The sequence below is a fragment of the Brevundimonas huaxiensis genome, assembly GCF_014218725.1.
GTDB lineage: Bacteria > Pseudomonadota > Alphaproteobacteria > Caulobacterales > Caulobacteraceae > Brevundimonas > Brevundimonas huaxiensis.
This window is the reverse complement of the sequence record NZ_JABBJE010000006.1, coordinates 155,201-173,065: the sequence shown is the minus strand read 5'-3', so window position 1 is coordinate 173,065 and position 17,865 is coordinate 155,201. Positions and strand designations below refer to the sequence as shown.

General features: G+C 67.2%; 16 protein-coding genes. 12 read left to right on the top strand and 4 right to left on the bottom strand.

All coding sequences use genetic code 11. The annotated features are described in order from the left end of the window. Positions 1-30 precede the first annotated feature (30 nt). The 3 genes from ahcY (at position 31) to HF680_RS12530 (ending at position 3,511) form a co-directional block, all read left to right on the top strand. A complete protein-coding gene (ahcY, locus tag HF680_RS12540; RefSeq protein ID WP_017506126.1) occupies positions 31-1,422 on the top strand; it encodes an adenosylhomocysteinase in 1,392 nt (463 codons plus the stop codon). Positions 1,423-1,455: 33 nt separating this feature from the next. Next, entirely contained in the window at positions 1,456-2,676 is a 1,221-nt protein-coding gene (locus tag HF680_RS12535; RefSeq protein ID WP_082064408.1) for a BaiN/RdsA family NAD(P)/FAD-dependent oxidoreductase, read from the top strand. Between the two features lie 454 nt (positions 2,677-3,130). Continuing rightward, a complete protein-coding gene (locus HF680_RS12530; protein ID WP_045810685.1) occupies positions 3,131-3,511 on the top strand; it encodes a TFIIB-type zinc ribbon-containing protein in 381 nt (126 codons plus the stop codon). 6 nt (positions 3,512-3,517) lie between these two features. Here the strand turns inward: HF680_RS12530 and HF680_RS12525 are convergent, their stop codons facing one another. Continuing rightward, complete coding sequence (locus tag HF680_RS12525) at positions 3,518-5,236, bottom strand: hypothetical protein (protein ID WP_185225304.1); 1,719 nt, start codon at positions 5,234-5,236, stop codon at positions 3,518-3,520. 255 nt (positions 5,237-5,491) lie between these two features. Here HF680_RS12525 and HF680_RS12520 point away from each other — a divergent pair, with 255 nt between their 5' ends. From HF680_RS12520 to HF680_RS12500, 5 genes are all read left to right on the top strand, one after another. Further along, positions 5,492-6,196 (top strand): response regulator transcription factor, encoded by a 705-nt coding sequence (locus tag HF680_RS12520; protein ID WP_039243953.1) that lies wholly within the window; start codon positions 5,492-5,494, stop codon positions 6,194-6,196. Further along, entirely contained in the window at positions 6,165-7,775 is a 1,611-nt protein-coding gene (locus HF680_RS12515) for an ATP-binding protein (protein WP_185225286.1), read from the top strand. Before HF680_RS12520 ends, HF680_RS12515 begins: the two co-directional genes overlap by 32 nt. Then, positions 7,772-8,200: an HPr kinase/phosphorylase gene (locus tag HF680_RS12510; protein ID WP_185225285.1), complete on the top strand. Its 429-nt coding sequence runs from the start codon at positions 7,772-7,774 to the stop codon at positions 8,198-8,200. Before HF680_RS12515 ends, HF680_RS12510 begins: the two co-directional genes overlap by 4 nt. Before the next feature lie 120 nt (positions 8,201-8,320). Next, positions 8,321-8,725, top strand: coding sequence for a PTS sugar transporter subunit IIA (locus HF680_RS12505; RefSeq protein ID WP_017506133.1), 405 nt, complete (start codon positions 8,321-8,323; stop codon positions 8,723-8,725). Then, positions 8,722-8,994, top strand: coding sequence for an HPr family phosphocarrier protein (locus HF680_RS12500; protein ID WP_017506134.1), 273 nt, complete (start codon positions 8,722-8,724; stop codon positions 8,992-8,994). Before HF680_RS12505 ends, HF680_RS12500 begins: the two co-directional genes overlap by 4 nt. Positions 8,995-9,071: 77 nt before the next feature. Here HF680_RS12500 and HF680_RS12495 read toward each other — a convergent pair whose 3' ends face one another. Further along, the gene (locus HF680_RS12495; protein WP_185225284.1) at positions 9,072-10,127 is read right to left on the bottom strand and encodes an ATP-binding protein; all 1,056 of its coding nucleotides are present in this window, start codon (positions 10,125-10,127) and stop codon (positions 9,072-9,074) included. Then, positions 10,124-10,813, bottom strand: a complete 690-nt coding sequence (locus HF680_RS12490; protein ID WP_091750759.1) for a response regulator — start codon at positions 10,811-10,813, stop codon at positions 10,124-10,126. The genes HF680_RS12495 and HF680_RS12490 overlap by 4 nt, the downstream gene beginning before the upstream one ends. A 235-nt stretch (positions 10,814-11,048) precedes the next feature. On the opposite strand from HF680_RS12490, the gene HF680_RS12485 reads away from it, so the two are divergent. Beyond that, the gene (locus HF680_RS12485) at positions 11,049-12,008 is read left to right on the top strand and encodes a hypothetical protein (protein WP_185225283.1); all 960 of its coding nucleotides are present in this window, start codon (positions 11,049-11,051) and stop codon (positions 12,006-12,008) included. 38 nt (positions 12,009-12,046) lie between these two features. On the opposite strand, the gene HF680_RS12480 is transcribed toward HF680_RS12485, so the two are convergent. Then, positions 12,047-13,147, bottom strand: a complete 1,101-nt coding sequence (locus HF680_RS12480; RefSeq protein ID WP_185225282.1) for a phytase — start codon at positions 13,145-13,147, stop codon at positions 12,047-12,049. A 241-nt stretch (positions 13,148-13,388) separates the two neighbouring features. Here HF680_RS12480 and HF680_RS16055 point away from each other — a divergent pair, with 241 nt between their 5' ends. From HF680_RS16055 to lpdA, 3 genes are all read left to right on the top strand, one after another. Continuing rightward, positions 13,389-14,429, top strand: a complete 1,041-nt coding sequence (locus tag HF680_RS16055) for a TonB-dependent receptor (protein ID WP_235968963.1) — start codon at positions 13,389-13,391, stop codon at positions 14,427-14,429. A gap of 12 nt (positions 14,430-14,441) precedes the next feature. After that, positions 14,442-16,238, top strand: a complete 1,797-nt coding sequence (locus HF680_RS16050; RefSeq protein ID WP_317134065.1) for a TonB-dependent receptor — start codon at positions 14,442-14,444, stop codon at positions 16,236-16,238. A gap of 178 nt (positions 16,239-16,416) precedes the next feature. Next, positions 16,417-17,823, top strand: a complete 1,407-nt coding sequence (gene lpdA / locus HF680_RS12470) for a dihydrolipoyl dehydrogenase (RefSeq protein ID WP_185225281.1) — start codon at positions 16,417-16,419, stop codon at positions 17,821-17,823. The last annotated feature ends 42 nt before the right edge of the window (positions 17,824-17,865 follow it).

The following is a 17,865-nucleotide window of genomic DNA, read 5'->3' as shown; positions in this document are numbered from 1 at the left end:
CCAAACTCATTGCGGCCAGGAGCCCAAGCCATGACCGACTACATCGTTCGCGACATCACCCTGGCCGATTGGGGCAACAAGGAAATCGAGATCGCGGAAACCGAAATGCCGGGCCTGATGTCCCTGCGTGACGAGTTCGGCGCCAGCCAGCCGCTGAAGGGCGCCCGCATCGCCGGCAGCCTGCACATGACCATCCAGACGGCGGTCCTGATCCAGACGCTGGAAGCCCTGGGCGCCGAAGTGCGCTGGGCCTCGTGCAACATCTTCTCGACCCAGGACCACGCCGCCGCCGCCATCGCCGCCAACGGCACGCCGGTCTTCGCCACCAAGGGCGAGACGCTGGAAGAGTACTGGGACTACGCCCACAAGATCTTCGAATGGGCCGACGGCGGCTATCCGAACCTGATCCTGGACGACGGCGGCGATGCGACCCTGCTGTGCGTGCTGGGTCCGAAGGCCGAGAAGGACATCTCGGTCCTGGCCAACCCGCAGAACGAAGAGGAAGAGGCTCTCTTCAAGGTCATGAAGCGCTATCTGGCTGAGAAGCCGGGCTTCTATTCGGCCATCCGCGACGCCATCGGCGGCGTTTCGGAAGAGACGACCACGGGCGTTCATCGCCTGTATCAGATGGCCGAAAAGGGCGAGCTGCCCTTCCCCGCCATCAACGTCAACGACAGCGTCACCAAGTCCAAGTTCGACAACCTGTACGGCTGCCGGGAATCGCTGGTCGACGCGATCCGTCGCGGCACCGACGTCATGCTGTCGGGAAAAGTCGCGGTGGTCTGCGGCTACGGCGACGTGGGCAAGGGCTCGGCCGCCTCGCTGCGCCAGGGCGGCGCCCGCGTGATCGTGACCGAGATCGACCCGATCTGCGCCCTGCAGGCCGCGATGGAAGGCTATGAGGTCCAGACGCTGGACGACACCGCCGGCCGCGCCGACATCTATGTGACGACGACCGGCAACAAGGACGTCATCACTGTCGACCACATGCGGCAGATGAAGAACAACGCCATCGTCTGCAACATCGGCCACTTCGACTCCGAGATTCAGGTCGCCGGCCTGAAGAACTTCAAGTGGGACGAGATCAAGCCGCAGGTCCACCACGTCGAGTTCCCGGACGGCAAGAAGATCATCCTGCTGTCGGAAGGCCGCCTGGTGAACCTGGGCAACGCCACGGGCCACCCGTCCTTCGTGATGTCGGCGTCCTTCACCAACCAGACGCTGGCCCAGATCGAACTGTGGACCAACGCCGACAAGTACGAGAACAAGGTCTACACCCTGCCCAAACACCTGGACGAGAAGGTCGCCATGCTGCACCTGGCCAAGCTGGGCGCCAAGCTGACCGTCCTAACCAAGGACCAGGCCGACTACATCAACGTGCCGGTCGAAGGCCCGTTCAAGGCGGATCACTACCGTTACTAAGCTCTCCCCGAGGCTGGAACCGCGAGGTTCCAAGTGACGAGGGCGTCTTCGGACGCCCTCGTCGACGTCCTGGTGGTCGGGGCCGGCGCGGCCGGGATGATGGCCGCCATCGAGGCCGGGCGACGCGGGCGCCGGGTCAGGGTCGTGGACCATGCCGACCGGCCCGGCGAGAAGATCCGCATCTCGGGCGGCGGACGCTGCAACTTCACCAATCTGGGCTGCGGACCGGCGAACTTTCTGGGCGAGAACCCCCGGTTCGCGACCTCGGCCCTGCGCCGCTACACCCAGCACGATTTCGTCAAGCGCATCGATAGGGCCGGGATCGCCTGGCACGAGAAGACGCTGGGCCAGCTGTTCTGCGACGACAGCGCCAAGCAGATCGTCCGTATGCTGACCGACGACATGGCGGCGGCGGGCGTGACCCTGAGCCTGAAGACCGGGGTGGAGCGGATCGCAAGATCCGGCGAGGGCTTCACGGCGATCCTGTCGGACGGATCACAGGTCACGGCGGCGTCGCTGGTCGTGGCGACCGGCGGCAAGTCGATCCCCAAGATGGGGGCGACCGGCTGGGCCTATGAGGTCGCGCGCCAGTTCGACATTCGCGTCACCGAGACCCGGCCGGCGCTGGTCCCCCTGACATTCGAGGCGGGACTGCTGGAGACGCTGACGCCGTTGGCGGGGGTGGCGGTGGACGCCTCGGTCGCCTCGGCGCCCGAAGGGGCCAAGGCGCGCAAGGCCAGCTTCCACGAGGCCATGCTGTTCACCCACCGCGGCCTGTCGGGTCCGGCCATTCTTCAGATCAGCTCCTACTGGCGCGAGGGCGAGGCGGTGGTGGCCTCGATGGCGCCGGGCCGCGACGTGTTCGAGGAGTTGAAGGCGGCCAAGGCGTCGAACGGAAAACAGGCCGTCCACACCGCGCTGGGCCATATCGTGCCGCGTCGTCTGGCCGAGAGCCTGTGCCAGCGCGAAGGGGCGGCGGGCAATCTGGCGGACCTGTCGGACAAGGTGCTGCGGCGACTGGATCAGGCGGTCAACGCCTGGGCGGTCAAGCCGGTGGGGTCCGAAGGTTACAGGACCGCCGAGGTGACGCTGGGCGGGGTCGATACGGCCGCGCTGGACCAGCAGACGATGCAGGCCAAGACCGTGCCGGGGCTGTATTTCATCGGCGAGGCGGTCGATGTGACCGGCTGGCTGGGCGGCTATAATTTCCAGTGGGCCTGGTCGTCGGGCTGGGCCGCCGGGCAGGTCTGCTAGAATTTTCGAGTGCAATCCGTGCACTTCGGCCAGCGGGTCCGCTGACAAAAACACCGTCTAATTCGTCTAATCTGTCTAATTCGGCGCGGGTTCTGGCGGCGCGCGAAGATGTCAAAGACCGGGGCGCCACTCTAACACGGTTTGCGACCATGACCGGCAAAGGGTCGCTGGTCGATCGTAAGGCCCGGTAAAGGCGCGCAATCGTCATCGTCGATAGGATGGCAGGGGCGGCCCAAGCCCCTGCGGCCCCGCGACGCATGGCGGCGGGCGGCGACGGCGCCTAGCTTGATGAGGCGGAACGGGCCCCTCTGGCGTTCTCGCGGTCCGGCGTCCCCCTTCCTTGCGCCGGATCGTGTGACGCGATGTCGGACCGCACGGGCGTGTCGATGCGGCGAAGCTTTCCCCTCCTGGCCTGTCGCATCGACCGCCCATTCTTTTTCGATCGGAGCCCGACATGCCTCTTCTGATGTGCCCAAACGACAACGCCGCCATGCAGACGCTGGAGCGCAACGGCGTTCAGTTCGACATGTGCCCCGACTGCCGGGGCGTCTGGCTGGATCGTGGCGAGCTGGAAAAGCTGATGGCCGCCGCAGTCGAGGAGGGCCACGCCACGGCCCCGGTCGTGCCCGCGCCGCAGGCCTATGCGCCGCCGCCTCAGCCCTATGCCCAGCCTCATGCTCACCCTCAGGCCCAACCGTGGGGCGGCGGGGCGTCGCAGCCGTATCGCGACGATCGGGGCTACCGGAGCGACAAATATCGCGACGACCGGCATCGCGACGACGACTATCGCTACAAGAAAAAGAAGCGCGACAGCATCTTCGATATCTTCGACTGAGGTCGGCTAGGCCGCCAGGCCCGCCTGCTGCATCAGGCCTCTCAACGCCGCGACGTTTTGCGGGGCGGCGGTCAGGGCGGTGCGGACGTCGGGCGAGCGCAGCAGCTTGATGGCCTCGGCGCGGGCACGGTCGGCGACGGGGCCGAGCGGGCCGGCTTCACCGGTGGCCAGTTTCAGCAGGGCTGTCAGCTTCTGAGGCGCAGCCGCCTGGGCGCGGACGATCTGCGCGATCAGATGGGCGTCGGCCTCCAGATTGGCGCCGACCGCGCCGATGGCGTCCATGATCTGGGTCTGGTCGTGATCGGCCAGATGCGCGGCCTGAACCGAGCGTTGAAGACGGGCCAGGGTCGCGAGCTTGTGCGAGGCGGTCGGGCCGCCCGGGACGGACTGGCGGATTTCGGTTTCGAAACGCAGCGAGCCGATACAGGCGCTGAGCCAGCGCGCGGCGGCGCGCTTGTTGGCTCCGCCGGTGACGTTCTCGCACAGGCGGGTCAGCTGCTCGGCCTCGGCCAGAACCGTGGGGCAGGGGTTGACGTAGGCGCCGACGAAATCGGCCGTGACCAGGCTCTTGGAGCGTTCGACGAAGGCGGTCTGGACCTCTTCCAGCGTCAGCAAACGGCCGGCCGAGGCGGTCAGAGCCATGGCCAGAAGACGCAGGATGTCGATCTCTCCGACCGGATCGTGGGGCCGAAGGCGGCGCTGGCTGGTCAGTTCGCGGGTGACGAGACGGGCCAGGGACGCGGCCAGAAGCGGAAACTCGCCCGAGGCCAGATGCAGGCCCAGGCGCGCGGCCGGTCCCTCGACCTGGGGCATCATCAGGGCGAGGCGCGGGTCCATCCGCAACAGGGCGTCCATCTCCTCCGGCGCGACCATGCGGACGATGGCCGCCAGATTGGCGCCCTGGTCCAGCGACGGGCCCAGAATCTCGGTCAGGTTGGTGCGCACGGCCAGCATTTCGGCGACGATCTGCTCGACCACCACCACGACCAGGGCGCGCGGCGGGCCGTCGGCGGGCGCGGCGTCCATCAAATCCATCAGCACGGTCAGGCGATCACGGGCGCCGCGCCGATCCTTCAGCGCGCCGGCGACCACCCCGCCCATGCGCAGCGCCCGATCCGGCGCGCCGGTCAGCCGATGCGCCAGATCGGCGATGGAACGGTCGTCCAGCGTGGGGAACAGGCCGTCGCGCCCGGCTTTGCGCAGCCGCGCCATCGCCTGTTCGGTCAGCTTTTGGTAGTGGCGCACGACGCCGTGCACCTCCTGGCCCGTGGCCTGGCTTTCGGGGACCGCGACCTTCTGGATGGCGTGCTGAAGCTCGACCCCGGCCGCCTCCAGCCGTTCGGCCACATCGGGGCGATGCAGCAGTTCGAAGGCGGTCACGCCCTCGCGTTTCAGCCAGTCCTCCAGCACCCGGCCGATCAGGGTGCGAGCATGGGGCGAATAGAGTTCGGCCGGACTGCTGCAGGCCGGCGGGACCGCCTTGTCGGCGACCTTCTTCTTTCGCTCCTCCGGCGCGCCCAGCGTCAGGATGGTCAGGGAGCTGAACTCCATCGTCTCGGGATCCAGCGTCTCCTTGGTCACGCGCGAGGCGATGGCGAGACGGTCCCGAAGCTGCTCCTCGGCGGTCTCGATGGCGTGTTTGCGGTCTTCGGTCGCGATCAGCAGCGTCCACGACGACGGGGCGCTCTTGCGGACATAGACTTCGTAATGGATCGGACCCGCCATGGGCCGATCCTGCATCCCAAGCCTTTAAGGCGAGGTTTTCGAAGCCGGAATGTTTCTGTGCACGCCGGAAGGACGGCAAGTGCGCGTTGAAAAGAGGCGCCGCCGTGACCATTTGGCTGTCACCGAACCGCTTTCGGGTTGCCGGCGATTTTCATTCGACCCGAAACGCCTTAGCCCTAATGTGACCGAGATCGAACGGTTACGCTTGCTGTGCGTTCTTGCTCGCGGGAACGTAAAGTTCAGGAGAAGACACCCTTGGCCAACATCACTCTGGTCGATGACGACGAGAACATCGTGGCGTCCGTTTCGCTGGCGCTGGAAAGCCATGGCCACAAGATCACCGCCTATCACGACGGGGCCTCGGGTCTGGCCGCGCTCGAATCCTCGCCGCCCGATCTGGCGATCCTGGACGTGAAGATGCCGCGCATGGACGGGATGGAGGTGCTGCGTCGCCTGCGCCAGACCTCCCAGATTCCGGTGATCATGCTGACGTCCAAGGACGAGGAGATCGACGAGATCCTGGGCTTCAACCTGGGCGCCGACGACTATATCCACAAACCCTTCAGCCAGCGTCTGCTGATCGAGCGGGTCAAGGCGCTGCTGCGCCGCACGGGCGCCGACGGCGGCGAACCGGAATCGGCCGCCGAAGTCTCGGGCCGGGCGATCAAGCGCGGCAAGCTGTCGATGGATCCGGCGCGCCACGAGTCGACCTGGGACGGCAAGCCCGTCAAGCTGACGGTGACCGAGTTCCTGCTGCTGCAGGCCCTGGCCCAGCGTCCCGGCTTCGTGAAGAGCCGCGACAACCTGATGGACGCCGCCTACGACGATCAGGTCTATGTCGACGACCGCACCATCGACAGCCACGTGAAGCGGATGCGCAAGAAGTTCCGCGCTGTGGACAATGAGTTCGACGCGATCGAGACCCTGTATGGCGTCGGCTACCGCTACCGCGAGAGCTGAACCGGGCGGGCGCGAGTCCGACGAGGAGCCCCAGCGCCGGCCGTTGTTACGCTTCGGCGGATCGCGGCTGGGCGGCTTCATCCTGGTGCTCAATCTGCTCAGCCTGCTGATCCTGTTCGGCGGGGCGCTGGCGATCAACGAATGGCGTCCCGGCCTGATCGAGGCGCGTCAGGAATCGCTGACGGTCCAGGCCGAGCTGCTGGCCAATGTGTTGCGCGAAGAAGGCGTCACGCGGGGCGAACCGACGCCTGAACTGGACCCCATCCGTGCATCGATCTGGCTGACCGACCGGTTCATCCCGGCAGGCCAGCGGGTGCGACTGTATGATGGGAACGGCCTGCCGCTGGTCGACAGCTATCAGGTGACCGAGGCCATCGGCGGGCGGCCCCTGCCCGACGCGCAGCCGGCGGGGGCGGCGACCGAGGACGCCGCCAAGGCCAATCTGCTGTCAGAGCGCCGCGTCGCCCGCGCCGACAGCGAACTGGCGGCCGAGGTCGCCGCGGCGCTGGACGGCTCGCCCCAATCGACTCTGCGTCGCAATGAATCCGGCGACCGCGTCGTCTCCGTCTCCATTCCCGTTCGCCATGTGCGCCAGGTGCTGGGCGTGCTGACCGTCGAATCCGGGGACGTGGACGAAATCCTGGGCGCTCAGAGGCAGGCCCTGTTCCCGTTCGCCCTGGTGGCGCTGGGGGTCAATCTGCTGGGATCGCTGCTGCTGCATCTGTTCGTGGCGCGGCCGATCATGCGCCTGTCGGCGGCTGCGGATCAGGTGAAGCTGCAACGTGCGCGGGCCATTTCTCTGCCGGATCTGGAGGATCGCAAGGACGAGATCGGCGATCTGGCGCGGTCGCTGGAATCCATGACCGACACCCTGTCCACGCGGATGGACGCCATCGAACGATTCGCGGCCGATGTGTCGCACGAGATCAAGAACCCCCTGACCTCGATCCGGTCGGCGCTGGAGACCCTGCCGCTGGTCAAGACCGATGCGCACCGCGAGAAGCTGACGGCGCTGTTGCAGCAGGATGTGCGTCGGCTGGACCGGCTGATCACCGACATCTCCAACGCCTCGCGGCTGGATGCGGAGCTTTCGCGCGATCGGCCGCGGCCGGTCGATCTGAACCGGCTGCTGGTCGATATCGTCGGCGTCTATGAGACCACGGCCAAGCCGGGCGACATTCCGGTCGTGCTGACGGCGCCCGAACAGGCCCTGCGGGTCATGGGGCGCGACGGGCCGTTGGGGCAGGTGTTCCGCAACCTGATCGACAACGCCCGCTCGTTCAGCCCCCCAGGCGGCGTGGTGCGGGTGACGCTGGAGGACATCGGGGACGATCTGCCGATCCGCGTGCGGGTCGAGGACCAGGGGCCGGGCATTCCGGCCGAGAACCTGGAGACGGTGTTCGAGCGGTTCTACACCTCGCGGCCCAAGGGGGCGGTGTTCGGCTCCAACTCGGGCCTTGGGCTGTCCATCGTGCGTCAGATCGTCGAGGCGCATGGCGGTCGCGTCCACGCCGAAAACAAGGCCGAAGGCGGGGCGCGGTTCGAGATCGTCTTCCCGGCGGTCGGCCGCTGGTCGTGAGCCCCGGCCAACCGATCCATGCCACCACCGTCGCCGTGCGCCGGCGCGGGGCCTGGCAGGGGGTGATGATCCTGGGCCCGTCGGGCGCGGGCAAGAGCGATCTGGCGCTGCGGCTGATCGGGCGCGGCTGGCTGCTGGTCAGCGACGACTACACCCAGGTCTGGGCCTCCGACGGGGCCGTTCATGCGTCAGCGCCGGCCTCCATCGTCGGTCGGATCGAGGTGCGCGGCCTCGGAATCGTGGCGGCCAGAACACGCCCGGTCTGTCGCGTGGTGCTGGCCGTCGTTTGTTTGGCGGAAGGGGTCGAACGGCTTCCGGAGCCGCAGACACGGGCTTTCGCGGGGGTCGATCTGCCCCTGCTGGCGCTGGATCCCCGACCGGCTTCGGCCGTCGATGTGGTCGCATCGGCGTTGGAGACGCTTTGAAACCCCGAAAGACGGGTCTATGACACGCCCCTTGCGGTCCATAGAGGGCGGCGTCCGGCCTCCCTTGCCGGGCGGGGGAATGCCTGGGACGGTTCGGGGCGGGATGCGAGTGAAGTCCTCATGATCGGTCTGGTGATCGTCACCCACGGCGGGTTGGCGTCCGAGTTTCTCTCCGCCATGGAGCATGTGGTCGGCCCGCAGCGCGGCGTCGCGGCCATCTGCATCGGGCCCGACGACGACATGGAGCGTCGACGTCGCGACATCGTCGATGCGGCCGCGGCCGTGGACGACGGCGAAGGGGTCATCCTGCTGACCGACATGTTCGGCGGCACGCCGTCGAATCTGGCCATCTCTGTCATGGAACAGACGCGCGCCGAGGTCATCGCCGGGCTGAACCTGCCCATGCTGATCAAATTGGCAAGCGTGCGCGGGCGCGAGACGCTGGAATCCTGCGTGGCCCATGCGCAGGACGCCGGGCGCAAATACATCTCCGTCGCGTCTTGGGTGCTCGCAGGCGAAAAATGACCGTCACCGCGACCCTGAACATCTGCAACACGCGCGGCCTGCACGCCCGCGCCTCGGCCAAGTTCGTCAAACTGGCCTCCAGCTTCGAAAGCGAGATCCACGTCACCCGCGACGGCGTGACGGTGGACGCCCGCTCGATCATGGGCCTGCTGATGCTGGGCGCCGGCATCGGCTGCAGCATCGACGTGTCCGCCGAAGGGCCGGACGCGGAAGAGGCGATGGAAGCCCTGACCGACCTGGTCGCGCGCAAGTTCGACGAGGATCAGTAGGGCGTCGTCAGCCCCGGACTTGGAACCGCTTCGATTTTTGAGAGGTCCATCGCCGCGCGGGTGATCTGAAAACGCACCTACGAGACGGCGGGGATACGGATCTCAATACGGGATCCCAGGCGCGCGCCGGTCAAGTAACGCGCCGATCCGCCGTGGGCCTCGGCGATTGCGCGCACGGCGGCCAAGCCCAGGCCGGTCCCGCCATTCTCGCCTGAACCGTGTTTGAAGGCGGTGAAAACGGATTGGGTCATGGCGTCGGGCAGGCCTGGACCGCTGTCCTCCACGGCGATGACGGCGAAGCGTTCATCGGCCGTCAAGCTGACCGAGACAGGGCCGGGATCGGCGTGGCGGCGCACATTGTCGATCAAAGCCAGAACAGCCTGCTGAATGCGGTCGCCGTCGCAAACGACCACAGTGGCCGGCGTCGTCCAGGTGATCGGATAGCCCTCCGCCTCGGCTTCCGCGCCGACGAGGGCGCGGACATCGTCCAATCGCTGAGCCAGGTCCTGGGGCGTCAGGCGCAGTTGCAAACGACCGCTGTCGGCCAGACTGACGACGCGCAAATCCTCGATCAGGCGGCCCAGGGCGTCGACCGGCTTGAGCAGGGTCAGGATCATCTCGCGGTCCAGCGGCAGGACGCCATCGGCGGCCGCTTGCAGACGGCCTTTCACGATCGTGACGGGCGTTCGCAGTTCGTGCGCGATCGAGGCGTTCCACGTCGTCATGTCGGCGGCGAGCGTCTCAAGCCGCGCAGCCATCAGGTTGAAGTCGTCCACCAGGTCGGCGGTCTCCGAAAAAGACCGATCGCCAGCCATGGCGCGCGCGGACAGGTCGCCGTCGGCGATCGCACGCGCGGCGCCGGACAAGGAGGTGAGAGGCATGACAATGCGTCGGGCCAACTGCAGCCCGGCCACGGTCGCGCCGATCAGGGCCACGACGGCGGCGGACGCCAGAGCGACATAATCCACCGACTGCGGTCGCCAGGCTTGGGGCGAGGCCACCGCATCGGGGTAATTCTCGAAGACCCAGCCGTACAGGGCGAATGCGCCGGCGGCGCTCAGTCCAAGCACGCCCAGGATGACCAGAGCCGTGCGCACGGCGATGCGACGGCCGAGCGCGCGGGCGGCCCTCACGTCAGGACCTCGAGGCGATAACCCACGCCACGAACGCCGACGAGGACGCCATCGGCGCCGGCGTTTCGTAACTTGAGCCGCAGCTTGCTGAGATGGCTGTCCACCGTGCGATCGAGCACCTCATCGCCCTTCAAACAGGCGTCGGCCAGCTCGGCGCGAGAAAAGACCCGCATCGGATAGCGCGCCATGTGGGCCAGCATGCGGAACTCGGTCAGGGTCAGGGGCAGGCGCTGCGGCTTGTCCAGCCCGCACCACTGGACGATGTGCGCCTCCAGATCGATCTCGAGCGGACCCAGCCGGATCACGCCGCCTTGGCCCGAGCCGCCGCTGCGTCGCAATATGACGTGGGCGCGCGCCACGACCTCGACCGGATTGAACGGTTTGACGACATAGTCGTCCGCGCCGATGCGCAACGCCTGAAGCTTGTCGATGTCCTGATCCAGCGCGGTGAGCATGATGACGGGCGTCTCGCCTCGGCGCCTCAGTTCGCCCAGCACGCCCCAGCCATCGACGCGCGGCATGCGTACGTCCAGCAGGACCAGATCGGGCCGAAGGGCGGCGTGCAGGTCCAGCGCGATCTGGCCATCCATGGCGCGGACGGTGCGAAACCCCTCGCGCACGAGATAGGCGTCAAGCACGGCGGCGATCTCGGGTTCGTCTTCGGCGATGATGACCAGGGCGCTCATGGTGTCTCCACGACATCGCCCAGCGATGGACGGCGATCCAGACCAGATGGGGTGTCTCCACGATTTCTCCATCAAGTCCACACCCAGGCCCCATGGTCCCATGCGAAGCGGCCCCAAACCGAAACCGCCTCCAGGATCCAATGAAGTTCAGCGCCCACCAGATCTTCGTCGCCGCCATGACCGCCGTAAACGTCGCCGTGCTGGCCGCCTGTGGCGTGTTCATCCTGGCGATGCTGTGAAGCGCAGGGATAGGCATCGGGCGCGGGTTGCGGCGGCCGCGAGCCTGATCGCGCTGATCGCGGGGTGCGCCAAGCCGGTCGAACCGCCTGCGCCGCCCCCGCCGCCGCCACCTTCGATTCAGCTGGACGACAGTGTGGCGCGGACGGCGTCGGTCTATCTGGTCTTCATGCGGGACGTCGCCGCATTCGGGGGCGGCTTCGTCGATGCGGAGGCGGTGCAGGCGGCGTTGCAACGCGGCGCGACCTCCAACGCCGAGCAGTTGGCGCGGGGTCTGGTGGCCTATGGCGCGGTGCTGGCGATGCAGTCGCCAGACTTCGTGGCGGGGGTGCGGGCCTATGCCGCCGATCCCGCGCAGCGACGCGAAATCCTGGACCGTCTGGCGGCCGACCCCGCCTATGCCGTGACCCTGCCTGGCGCAGACGCGGCGGCCGGGCTGATCGCCGAGGTCATGGAGGAGGGCGCCGCAGCCATCGAGGCCGCAGCGGATCGGGTGGAGGCGGACGCCTATACGATCCAGGCGCGTAGCGATCCGCGCCGTCGATGGGCGGGCCAGCCCGTCGCGGACCGACAGGGGCGGCTGGAGCGTGCGAAGGCCGCCTCCGCCGGAATGCAGCTGGCGTCGGACGTCGAGAGCGAGACGCTTCTGAAGGCTGCCCACGCCGAACCCTCTCGGGTCCCGAGGTCGCCTCTGGCGGCTCCCTATAAACCGGCGGTCGCCCGGTCCCTGTCCGTCGCCGCGCGGGCGCTGCTGGGCGAGAGCGTTAAGGACGATGGAAGCGACGGTGTCCTGCAGGATCCGAACGCCACCTTCTGCCTGCAGATGTCCAAGCTGAACCTGTTTCAGTGTCTGGCCGCCGCCAAGCCCAGCTATGAAGACATGTTCTGCATCGGCCGACACGTCGTCAGGGACATGGCCGACTGCACGCGCACGGCGTTGAACGCCGCAGGGTCTTGATGAAAGAGACGTGATCGAGGGCGACCGCCGCCGAGCCGCTACAGCCCCAGCGCCCGTCGGATGTCGCGCCAGTCGACGTATTTGAAGTTCTGCGTGCCGATATCGTTGACGTCGTCCTGGATGACGACGAGGCCGTCGGGGAAGGGGCCGACCTGACCGCTGGCGGCCGCCAGGCCGTCGGTGCCGGTGACGCCGTCGACCGCGCCGTCCACGATCTTGAACCGGCCCTTGTATGCGGGCGCTGCGCCGTCGATGCGCCAGACGGGGAAGGTGGAATCGCCCTGGCTGGAGGCGATCAGGTAGCGTCCCGAGGCGTCGTTGATCGTGGTCAGGCCTTCGGCGTCGGCGACCAGAATGTCCTTGGCGATGGGCTGGATCAGGGTGCGGGTCCCGCCCGACGCCGGGTTCAGGCCATAGCGCCACAGGCCGACGTTTTCCTCATTGATATAGAGGGCGTCTGTGGCCTCGTCGGCGGCGCAGCCTTCGGAGATGGTTCCGATCTCGGCGCGGCGGACCAGACGCGCCGTGGGCTGGCCAGCGGCGTCCACGCCCAGGACGAACTGGCGCAGCTCGCCCTCGTGCCCGACCAGGATGGCGTGAACCTCAGCCCCGCGACGCGCGAGGCAGAAGCCGTAGGGTTCGACCACATCGGTGGCGACGGCGCCCCAATAGCGCACGCCGTTCTGGCCGGTCCCGGCCGGGTCAAAGGTATAGAGGGAGATGCCGGTCTTGCCCGGCGTGCGGTCGCTGGCGCCCAGCACCACCTGCGGACGGCCGCCGACCGACAGGCCCTCTACCACATCGACGTTGTTCAGAAGGCCCTCGGGCAGGAACTGCAGGATTTGGCCGTCGAAGCCGTAGATATAGAGGCCGGACTTCTTGTCCGTGCCGGCGACGAAGCCGGGCGTGGATTGGCCCATGATCGTGACCGGCGTCGCGCTGGCCCAGACGGCGGGGTCGTCGGCGGCGTCCTGACCCGCCGTGCCGACTGAGGGGGTTTCCAGCACGGCCTGGACCGGGGCGCCCGGACCGACGAGGCCCGCGCCCTCGCCCTGATAATCGACCTCGTGCGTGGCGCAGGCGGCGAGCAGGGCCAAGGCGGCGCAGGCGCTCAGCGAGCGGGCGAGGGAAGGGCGCATGTCGGTCTCCGTACGATCTGGACGCGTCCCTGTGGCCAAGCCGCGTGTGGGTCAACGGCGCGGGCGTGACGGTTCGGCGTCGGTTCGATGACTGATGTTCCGTCAAGGGATCAAGCGTCGCCGTTTCGTCGGAAAACCGCGAACTGCGCGTCGTGGAATCGTCGCGGTCGCGTCGCCGCCGAAGGTTAAGCGGCCCCTCCATCGGCTGAGGCGAAACGTCGCTCGCCGAAGGGGACCTGACATGAAACTGAACCTGCTGATGGGCGCCGCCTTGGCGCCGATGATCCTGGCGCCGCTGGCCATGCCCGCCCATGCCGATGTCGACGCCGTGGCCTCGGCCTCAACTGCGGTCGCCGGCGACGTGATCTACGGCCGGGTGACCAACGCCGCCGGCGCGCCCCTGCCGGGCGCCGAGGTTCTGGTGCGCGGCACAAGCCAGCGGGCCGTGACCAACACCCAGGGCGAGTTCACCCTGCCGACCGCCAGCGGCTCCATGGTGCTGGACGTCAACTATCTGGGCCTGCCCTCGACCAGCCAGACGGTCGTGACGACGCCGGGCGAAGACGCCAATGTCGCCATCGTCCTGGGCACCCAGTCTGCGACCGACGTGGCCGACGTGATCGTGACCGGCGTGATCACCGACGGCGTCGCCCGCTCGCTGAACCAGCAGAAGAACGCCGACGGCACGGTCAACGTCCTGTCGGCCGACGCCATCGGCCGCTACCCCGACCCCAATGTGGCGGAATCGCTGCAGCGCGTTCAGGGCATCGCCATCCAACGCGACCAGGGCGAAGGTCGATATATCAATGTGCGCGGCGCGCCGGCCGCCTTCACCGCCGTGTCGGTGGACGGGGTCGCCATTCCGGCCGTGTCGCCCACGACCCGCGCGGTCGATCTGGACACCCTGCCTTCGGACATCGTCTCCAGCGTCGAGGTGTCCAAGACCCTGACGCCCGCCCAGGACGCCGATTCCATCGCCGGCGCCGTGGACATCAAGACCCGTTCGCCCTTCGACAAGCGCCGCCTGGCTGTCAGCGGCTACGCCGGCGGCAGCTACAACGACTACGGCGGCCAGGACTATCGTGCGGGCGCGAACGTCTCCAACGTCTTCGGCCCGGATCAGACCTTCGGCGCCCTGGTGTCGGTCAGCTTCTCCGAGACTAACCGCCGGCCGGACAACGTCGAGAATGGCTGGGTCCTGATCAATCGCAACGCCGCGCAGGGCGGCGGCCAGATCTGGGGTCTGGAGAACACCCTGTTCAAGGATTACGAGACCGAATGAACCCGCAAGGCCGTGACCGGCGCGCTTGAATGGCGGCCCAGCGACGCGATCCGTCTGTGGGTCAAGGGCTCCTACGCCCAGTTCCGCGACGACGAGTTCCGCAACACGCTGAACTTCACCTATAGCGACGGAACGCTGCAGCCGGGGTCGACCGACACAAGCGCGACCTTCACCAACGCCCGCATCTACAAGCAGCTGCGTCACCGCACCCAGGAGAACGACATCTCCACCCTGGTGCTGGGCGGCGAGCAGACGTTCGGCAATGGGGCGGTCTGGGACGGCGCCCTGTCGTTCGCCAACAGCAAACAGACCTATCCGCATCGCGACGAGCTGGTCTATCGCTCGAATGCGACGACCCTGTCCTACAACACGGCCGACCACTATCATCCGACCTATTCGGCCTTCAGCGAGCCGACGGGCTTCTATCTGAACCCCAATAACTACAGCTTCCGGGAAAACACCTTCCGCTCGAACACGACCGAGCAGGACGATGTGGCGTTCAAGACCAATCTGTCGCTGCCGACCGTGATCGGCGGCCGCGAGGTCGAGCTGAAGTTCGGCGCCAAATACAGCACCCGCGACGTCACGGCGGATGAAGAGCGGTTCCGCGACCGGAGCGCGGCTGCCAGCGCCGGCGCCCTGGCGCCGCTGCTGAGCGATCGTCCGTCGCAGAACTACGACTACAATCTGGGTCTCAAGTTCGATGCGGGTCTGGTGACGGACTATTTCGACCGCGTCCGCGCGGGCTCGACCAATCCCGACCCGGCCGCCGGCGTGCGCCGCATTCCGCAATCGATCACCGCCGACTATACGGCGCAGGAAGACATTCTGGCGGGTTACGGCCAGGCCCGGTTCGATATCGGCGCGACCAATGTGCTGGTCGGCCTGCGTGTCGAGAAGACCGACTTCGAAGGGGCGGCGATCAGTGTGGCCCTGTCGGGCGCCCAGAGCCCGGTCAAGGTCGATCGCGACCAGACCGACTTCTTCCCGAACCTGACGCTGCGCCACAGCTTCAGTGATCAGCTGGTCGGTCGTTTCGCCCTGACCCGCGCCATTTCGCGCCCGGACTATACCGACATCGTGCCGCGCGTTCTGGAAACCACCGACAGCGGCCGCACGACGGTGACGCGCGGCAATCCCGATCTGAAGCCGACCCTGTCGAACAACGTCGATCTGGGCTTGGAATACTATCTGCGTCCGCTGGGCGTCATTTCGGCCAACGCCTTCTACAAGGACCTGTCGAACTACCGCTTCACCCTGGTGACGGACGGCGTGCCCTATGTCACCCCGACCACCACGATCGCCCAGGTCACTGAGGCCCGCAACGCCCGTGACGGCCATATCGCCGGCATCGAGTTTAACTGGCAGCAGACGTTCGACTTCCTCCCGGGCTGGGCTTCGGGCTTCGGCGTCTTCGCCAACTACACGCTGACGGACGCGGAGATCAAAACCAGCCGCGCCTTCGCCGGTCGCGACACCTTCGTGCTGCCGGGTCAGTCGGACGAGACCTATAACGCCGCCCTGTTCTACGAACGGTACGGCTTCAGCGCGCGCGTCTCCTACACGCACCGCAGCGACTTCCTGGAAGCGATCGACGCGACCAACCCCGGCAAGGATCTTTATGTCGAGGGGCGCGGCCAGCTGGACTTCACCGCAAGCTACGACTTCGGCAATGGGGTGGAAGTGTTCGGCGAGGCCAAGAACCTGACCGACAGCGCGGGCGTGCGCTACTACGGCGTCAAGGAGCGGACCTACGAATACGAGAAGTTCGGCTACAACGTCTTCCTGGGCGTGCGCTTCAAGCTCTGATCGCGGCGATAAGACGTGATCGAAGGGGCCGGGCGGCGACGTCCGGCCCTTTTTCGTGGTTTCCGCCTCTGCAAATGGTCGAAACGCGGCCCCATATGGGCTCCAGCGGTTGACCCGTGCGGGGTCGGCGCTAGTGTCCGCGCGCCTTTCCCCGCGCGCCAGAAGACCAGAGGATACCATGGCCGAAGCCACCGCCGCCTACGACGTCGTCATCATCGGCGGAGGCCCTGGCGGCTATAACGCCGCGATCCGGGCGGGCCAGTTGGGCCTGAAGGTCGCCTGCGTGGAGATGCGTTCGACGCTGGGCGGCACCTGCCTGAACGTCGGCTGCATGCCGTCCAAGGCCCTGCTGCACGCCTCGGAACTGTGGAACGCCGCCAATACCGAATTCGCCAAGATCGGCATCGAGGTCCAGCCCAAGCTGCACCTGGACCAGATGCACAAGGCCAAGGACGACAGCGTCACGGCCCTGACCAAGGGGATCGAGTTCCTGTTCAAGAAGAACAAGGCCGACTGGATCAAGGGCAAGGGCAAGATCGTCGGCAAAGGCAAGGTCGAGGTGACCGCCGTCGACGGTTCGGTCCAGACGCTGGACGCCAAGAACATCGTCATCGCCACCGGCTCGGAGCCGACCCCGCTGCCCGGCGTCGCCTTCGAGGACGGCAAGGTCATCGATTCCACCGGCGCCCTGTCGCTGCCGGCCGTGCCCAAGAAGCTGATCGTGGTCGGCGCGGGCATCATCGGCCTGGAGCTGGGTTCGGTCTGGCGTCGTCTGGGCGCCGAGGTCACGGTGGTGGAGTTCCTGGACCGGATCACGCCCGGCATGGACACCGAGGTCGCCACCGCCTTCCAGCGCACCCTGACCAAACAGGGCATGAGCTTCAAACTGGGCGCCAAGGTCACCGGCGCCAAGTCGGGCAAGGACGGGGTGGAACTGACCGTCGAGCCGTCGGCCGGCGGCCCCGCCGAGACGATCAAAGGCGACGTGGTGCTGGTCGCTATCGGTCGTCGTCCGTACACGAACGGTCTGGGCTTGGAGAGCGTCGGCGTGACGCCGGACAAGCGCGGCTTCATCGACCATGACCACTTCAAGGTCGCGGACGGCGTATGGGTGATCGGCGACGTGACCCACGGCCCGATGCTGGCGCACAAGGCGGAAGAAGACGCGGTCGCCGTGATCGACACGATCGCCGGCAAATACGGCCACGTCGACTATGCCCTGGTGCCGAGCGTCGTCTACACCTTCCCCGAAGTGGCCTGGATCGGTCAGACCGAGGACCAGCTGAAGGCGGCCGGCGTTCAGTACAAGAAGGGCAAATTCCCCTTCACCGCCAACAGCCGCGCCAAGATCAATCACGAGACCGACGGCTTCGTGAAGGTTCTGGCCGACGCGGCGACCGACAAGGTGCTGGGCGTCCACATCATGGGCCCGCAGGCCGGCGAAATGATCCACGAGGCGGCCATCACCATGAGCTTCGGCGGCGCGTCGGAAGACATCGCCCGCACCTGCCACGCCCACCCGACCCGTTCGGAAGCCGTCCGCCAGGCGGCCATGGATGTTGAAGGCTGGATGATGCAGGCCTGATCCGAAACGGATCAACACTCTGAGCGAGGCCCGGACGGCGAC

What these genes read in the sequence shown, in the direction of transcription:
- HF680_RS12515 (WP_185225286.1), top strand. Translation starts at nt 6,165, where the DNA reads ATGGCGTCGGCTACCGCTACCGCGAGAGCTGAACCGGGCGGGCGCGAG.
- HF680_RS12505 (WP_017506133.1), top strand. Translation starts at nt 8,321, where the DNA reads ATGATCGGTCTGGTGATCGTCACCCACGGCGGGTTGGCGTCCGAGTTT.
- HF680_RS16055 (WP_235968963.1), top strand. Translation starts at nt 13,389, where the DNA reads ATGAAACTGAACCTGCTGATGGGCGCCGCCTTGGCGCCGATGATCCTG.
- HF680_RS12490 (WP_091750759.1), bottom strand. Translation starts at nt 10,813, where the DNA reads ATGAGCGCCCTGGTCATCATCGCCGAAGACGAACCCGAGATCGCCGCC.
- HF680_RS12525 (WP_185225304.1), bottom strand. Translation starts at nt 5,236, where the DNA reads ATGGCGGGTCCGATCCATTACGAAGTCTATGTCCGCAAGAGCGCCCCG.
- HF680_RS12530 (WP_045810685.1), top strand. Translation starts at nt 3,131, where the DNA reads ATGCCTCTTCTGATGTGCCCAAACGACAACGCCGCCATGCAGACGCTG.
- HF680_RS12480 (WP_185225282.1), bottom strand. Translation starts at nt 13,147, where the DNA reads ATGCGCCCTTCCCTCGCCCGCTCGCTGAGCGCCTGCGCCGCCTTGGCC.
- HF680_RS12500 (WP_017506134.1), top strand. Translation starts at nt 8,722, where the DNA reads ATGACCGTCACCGCGACCCTGAACATCTGCAACACGCGCGGCCTGCAC.
- ahcY (WP_017506126.1), top strand. Translation starts at nt 31, where the DNA reads ATGACCGACTACATCGTTCGCGACATCACCCTGGCCGATTGGGGCAAC.
- lpdA (WP_185225281.1), top strand. Translation starts at nt 16,417, where the DNA reads ATGGCCGAAGCCACCGCCGCCTACGACGTCGTCATCATCGGCGGAGGC.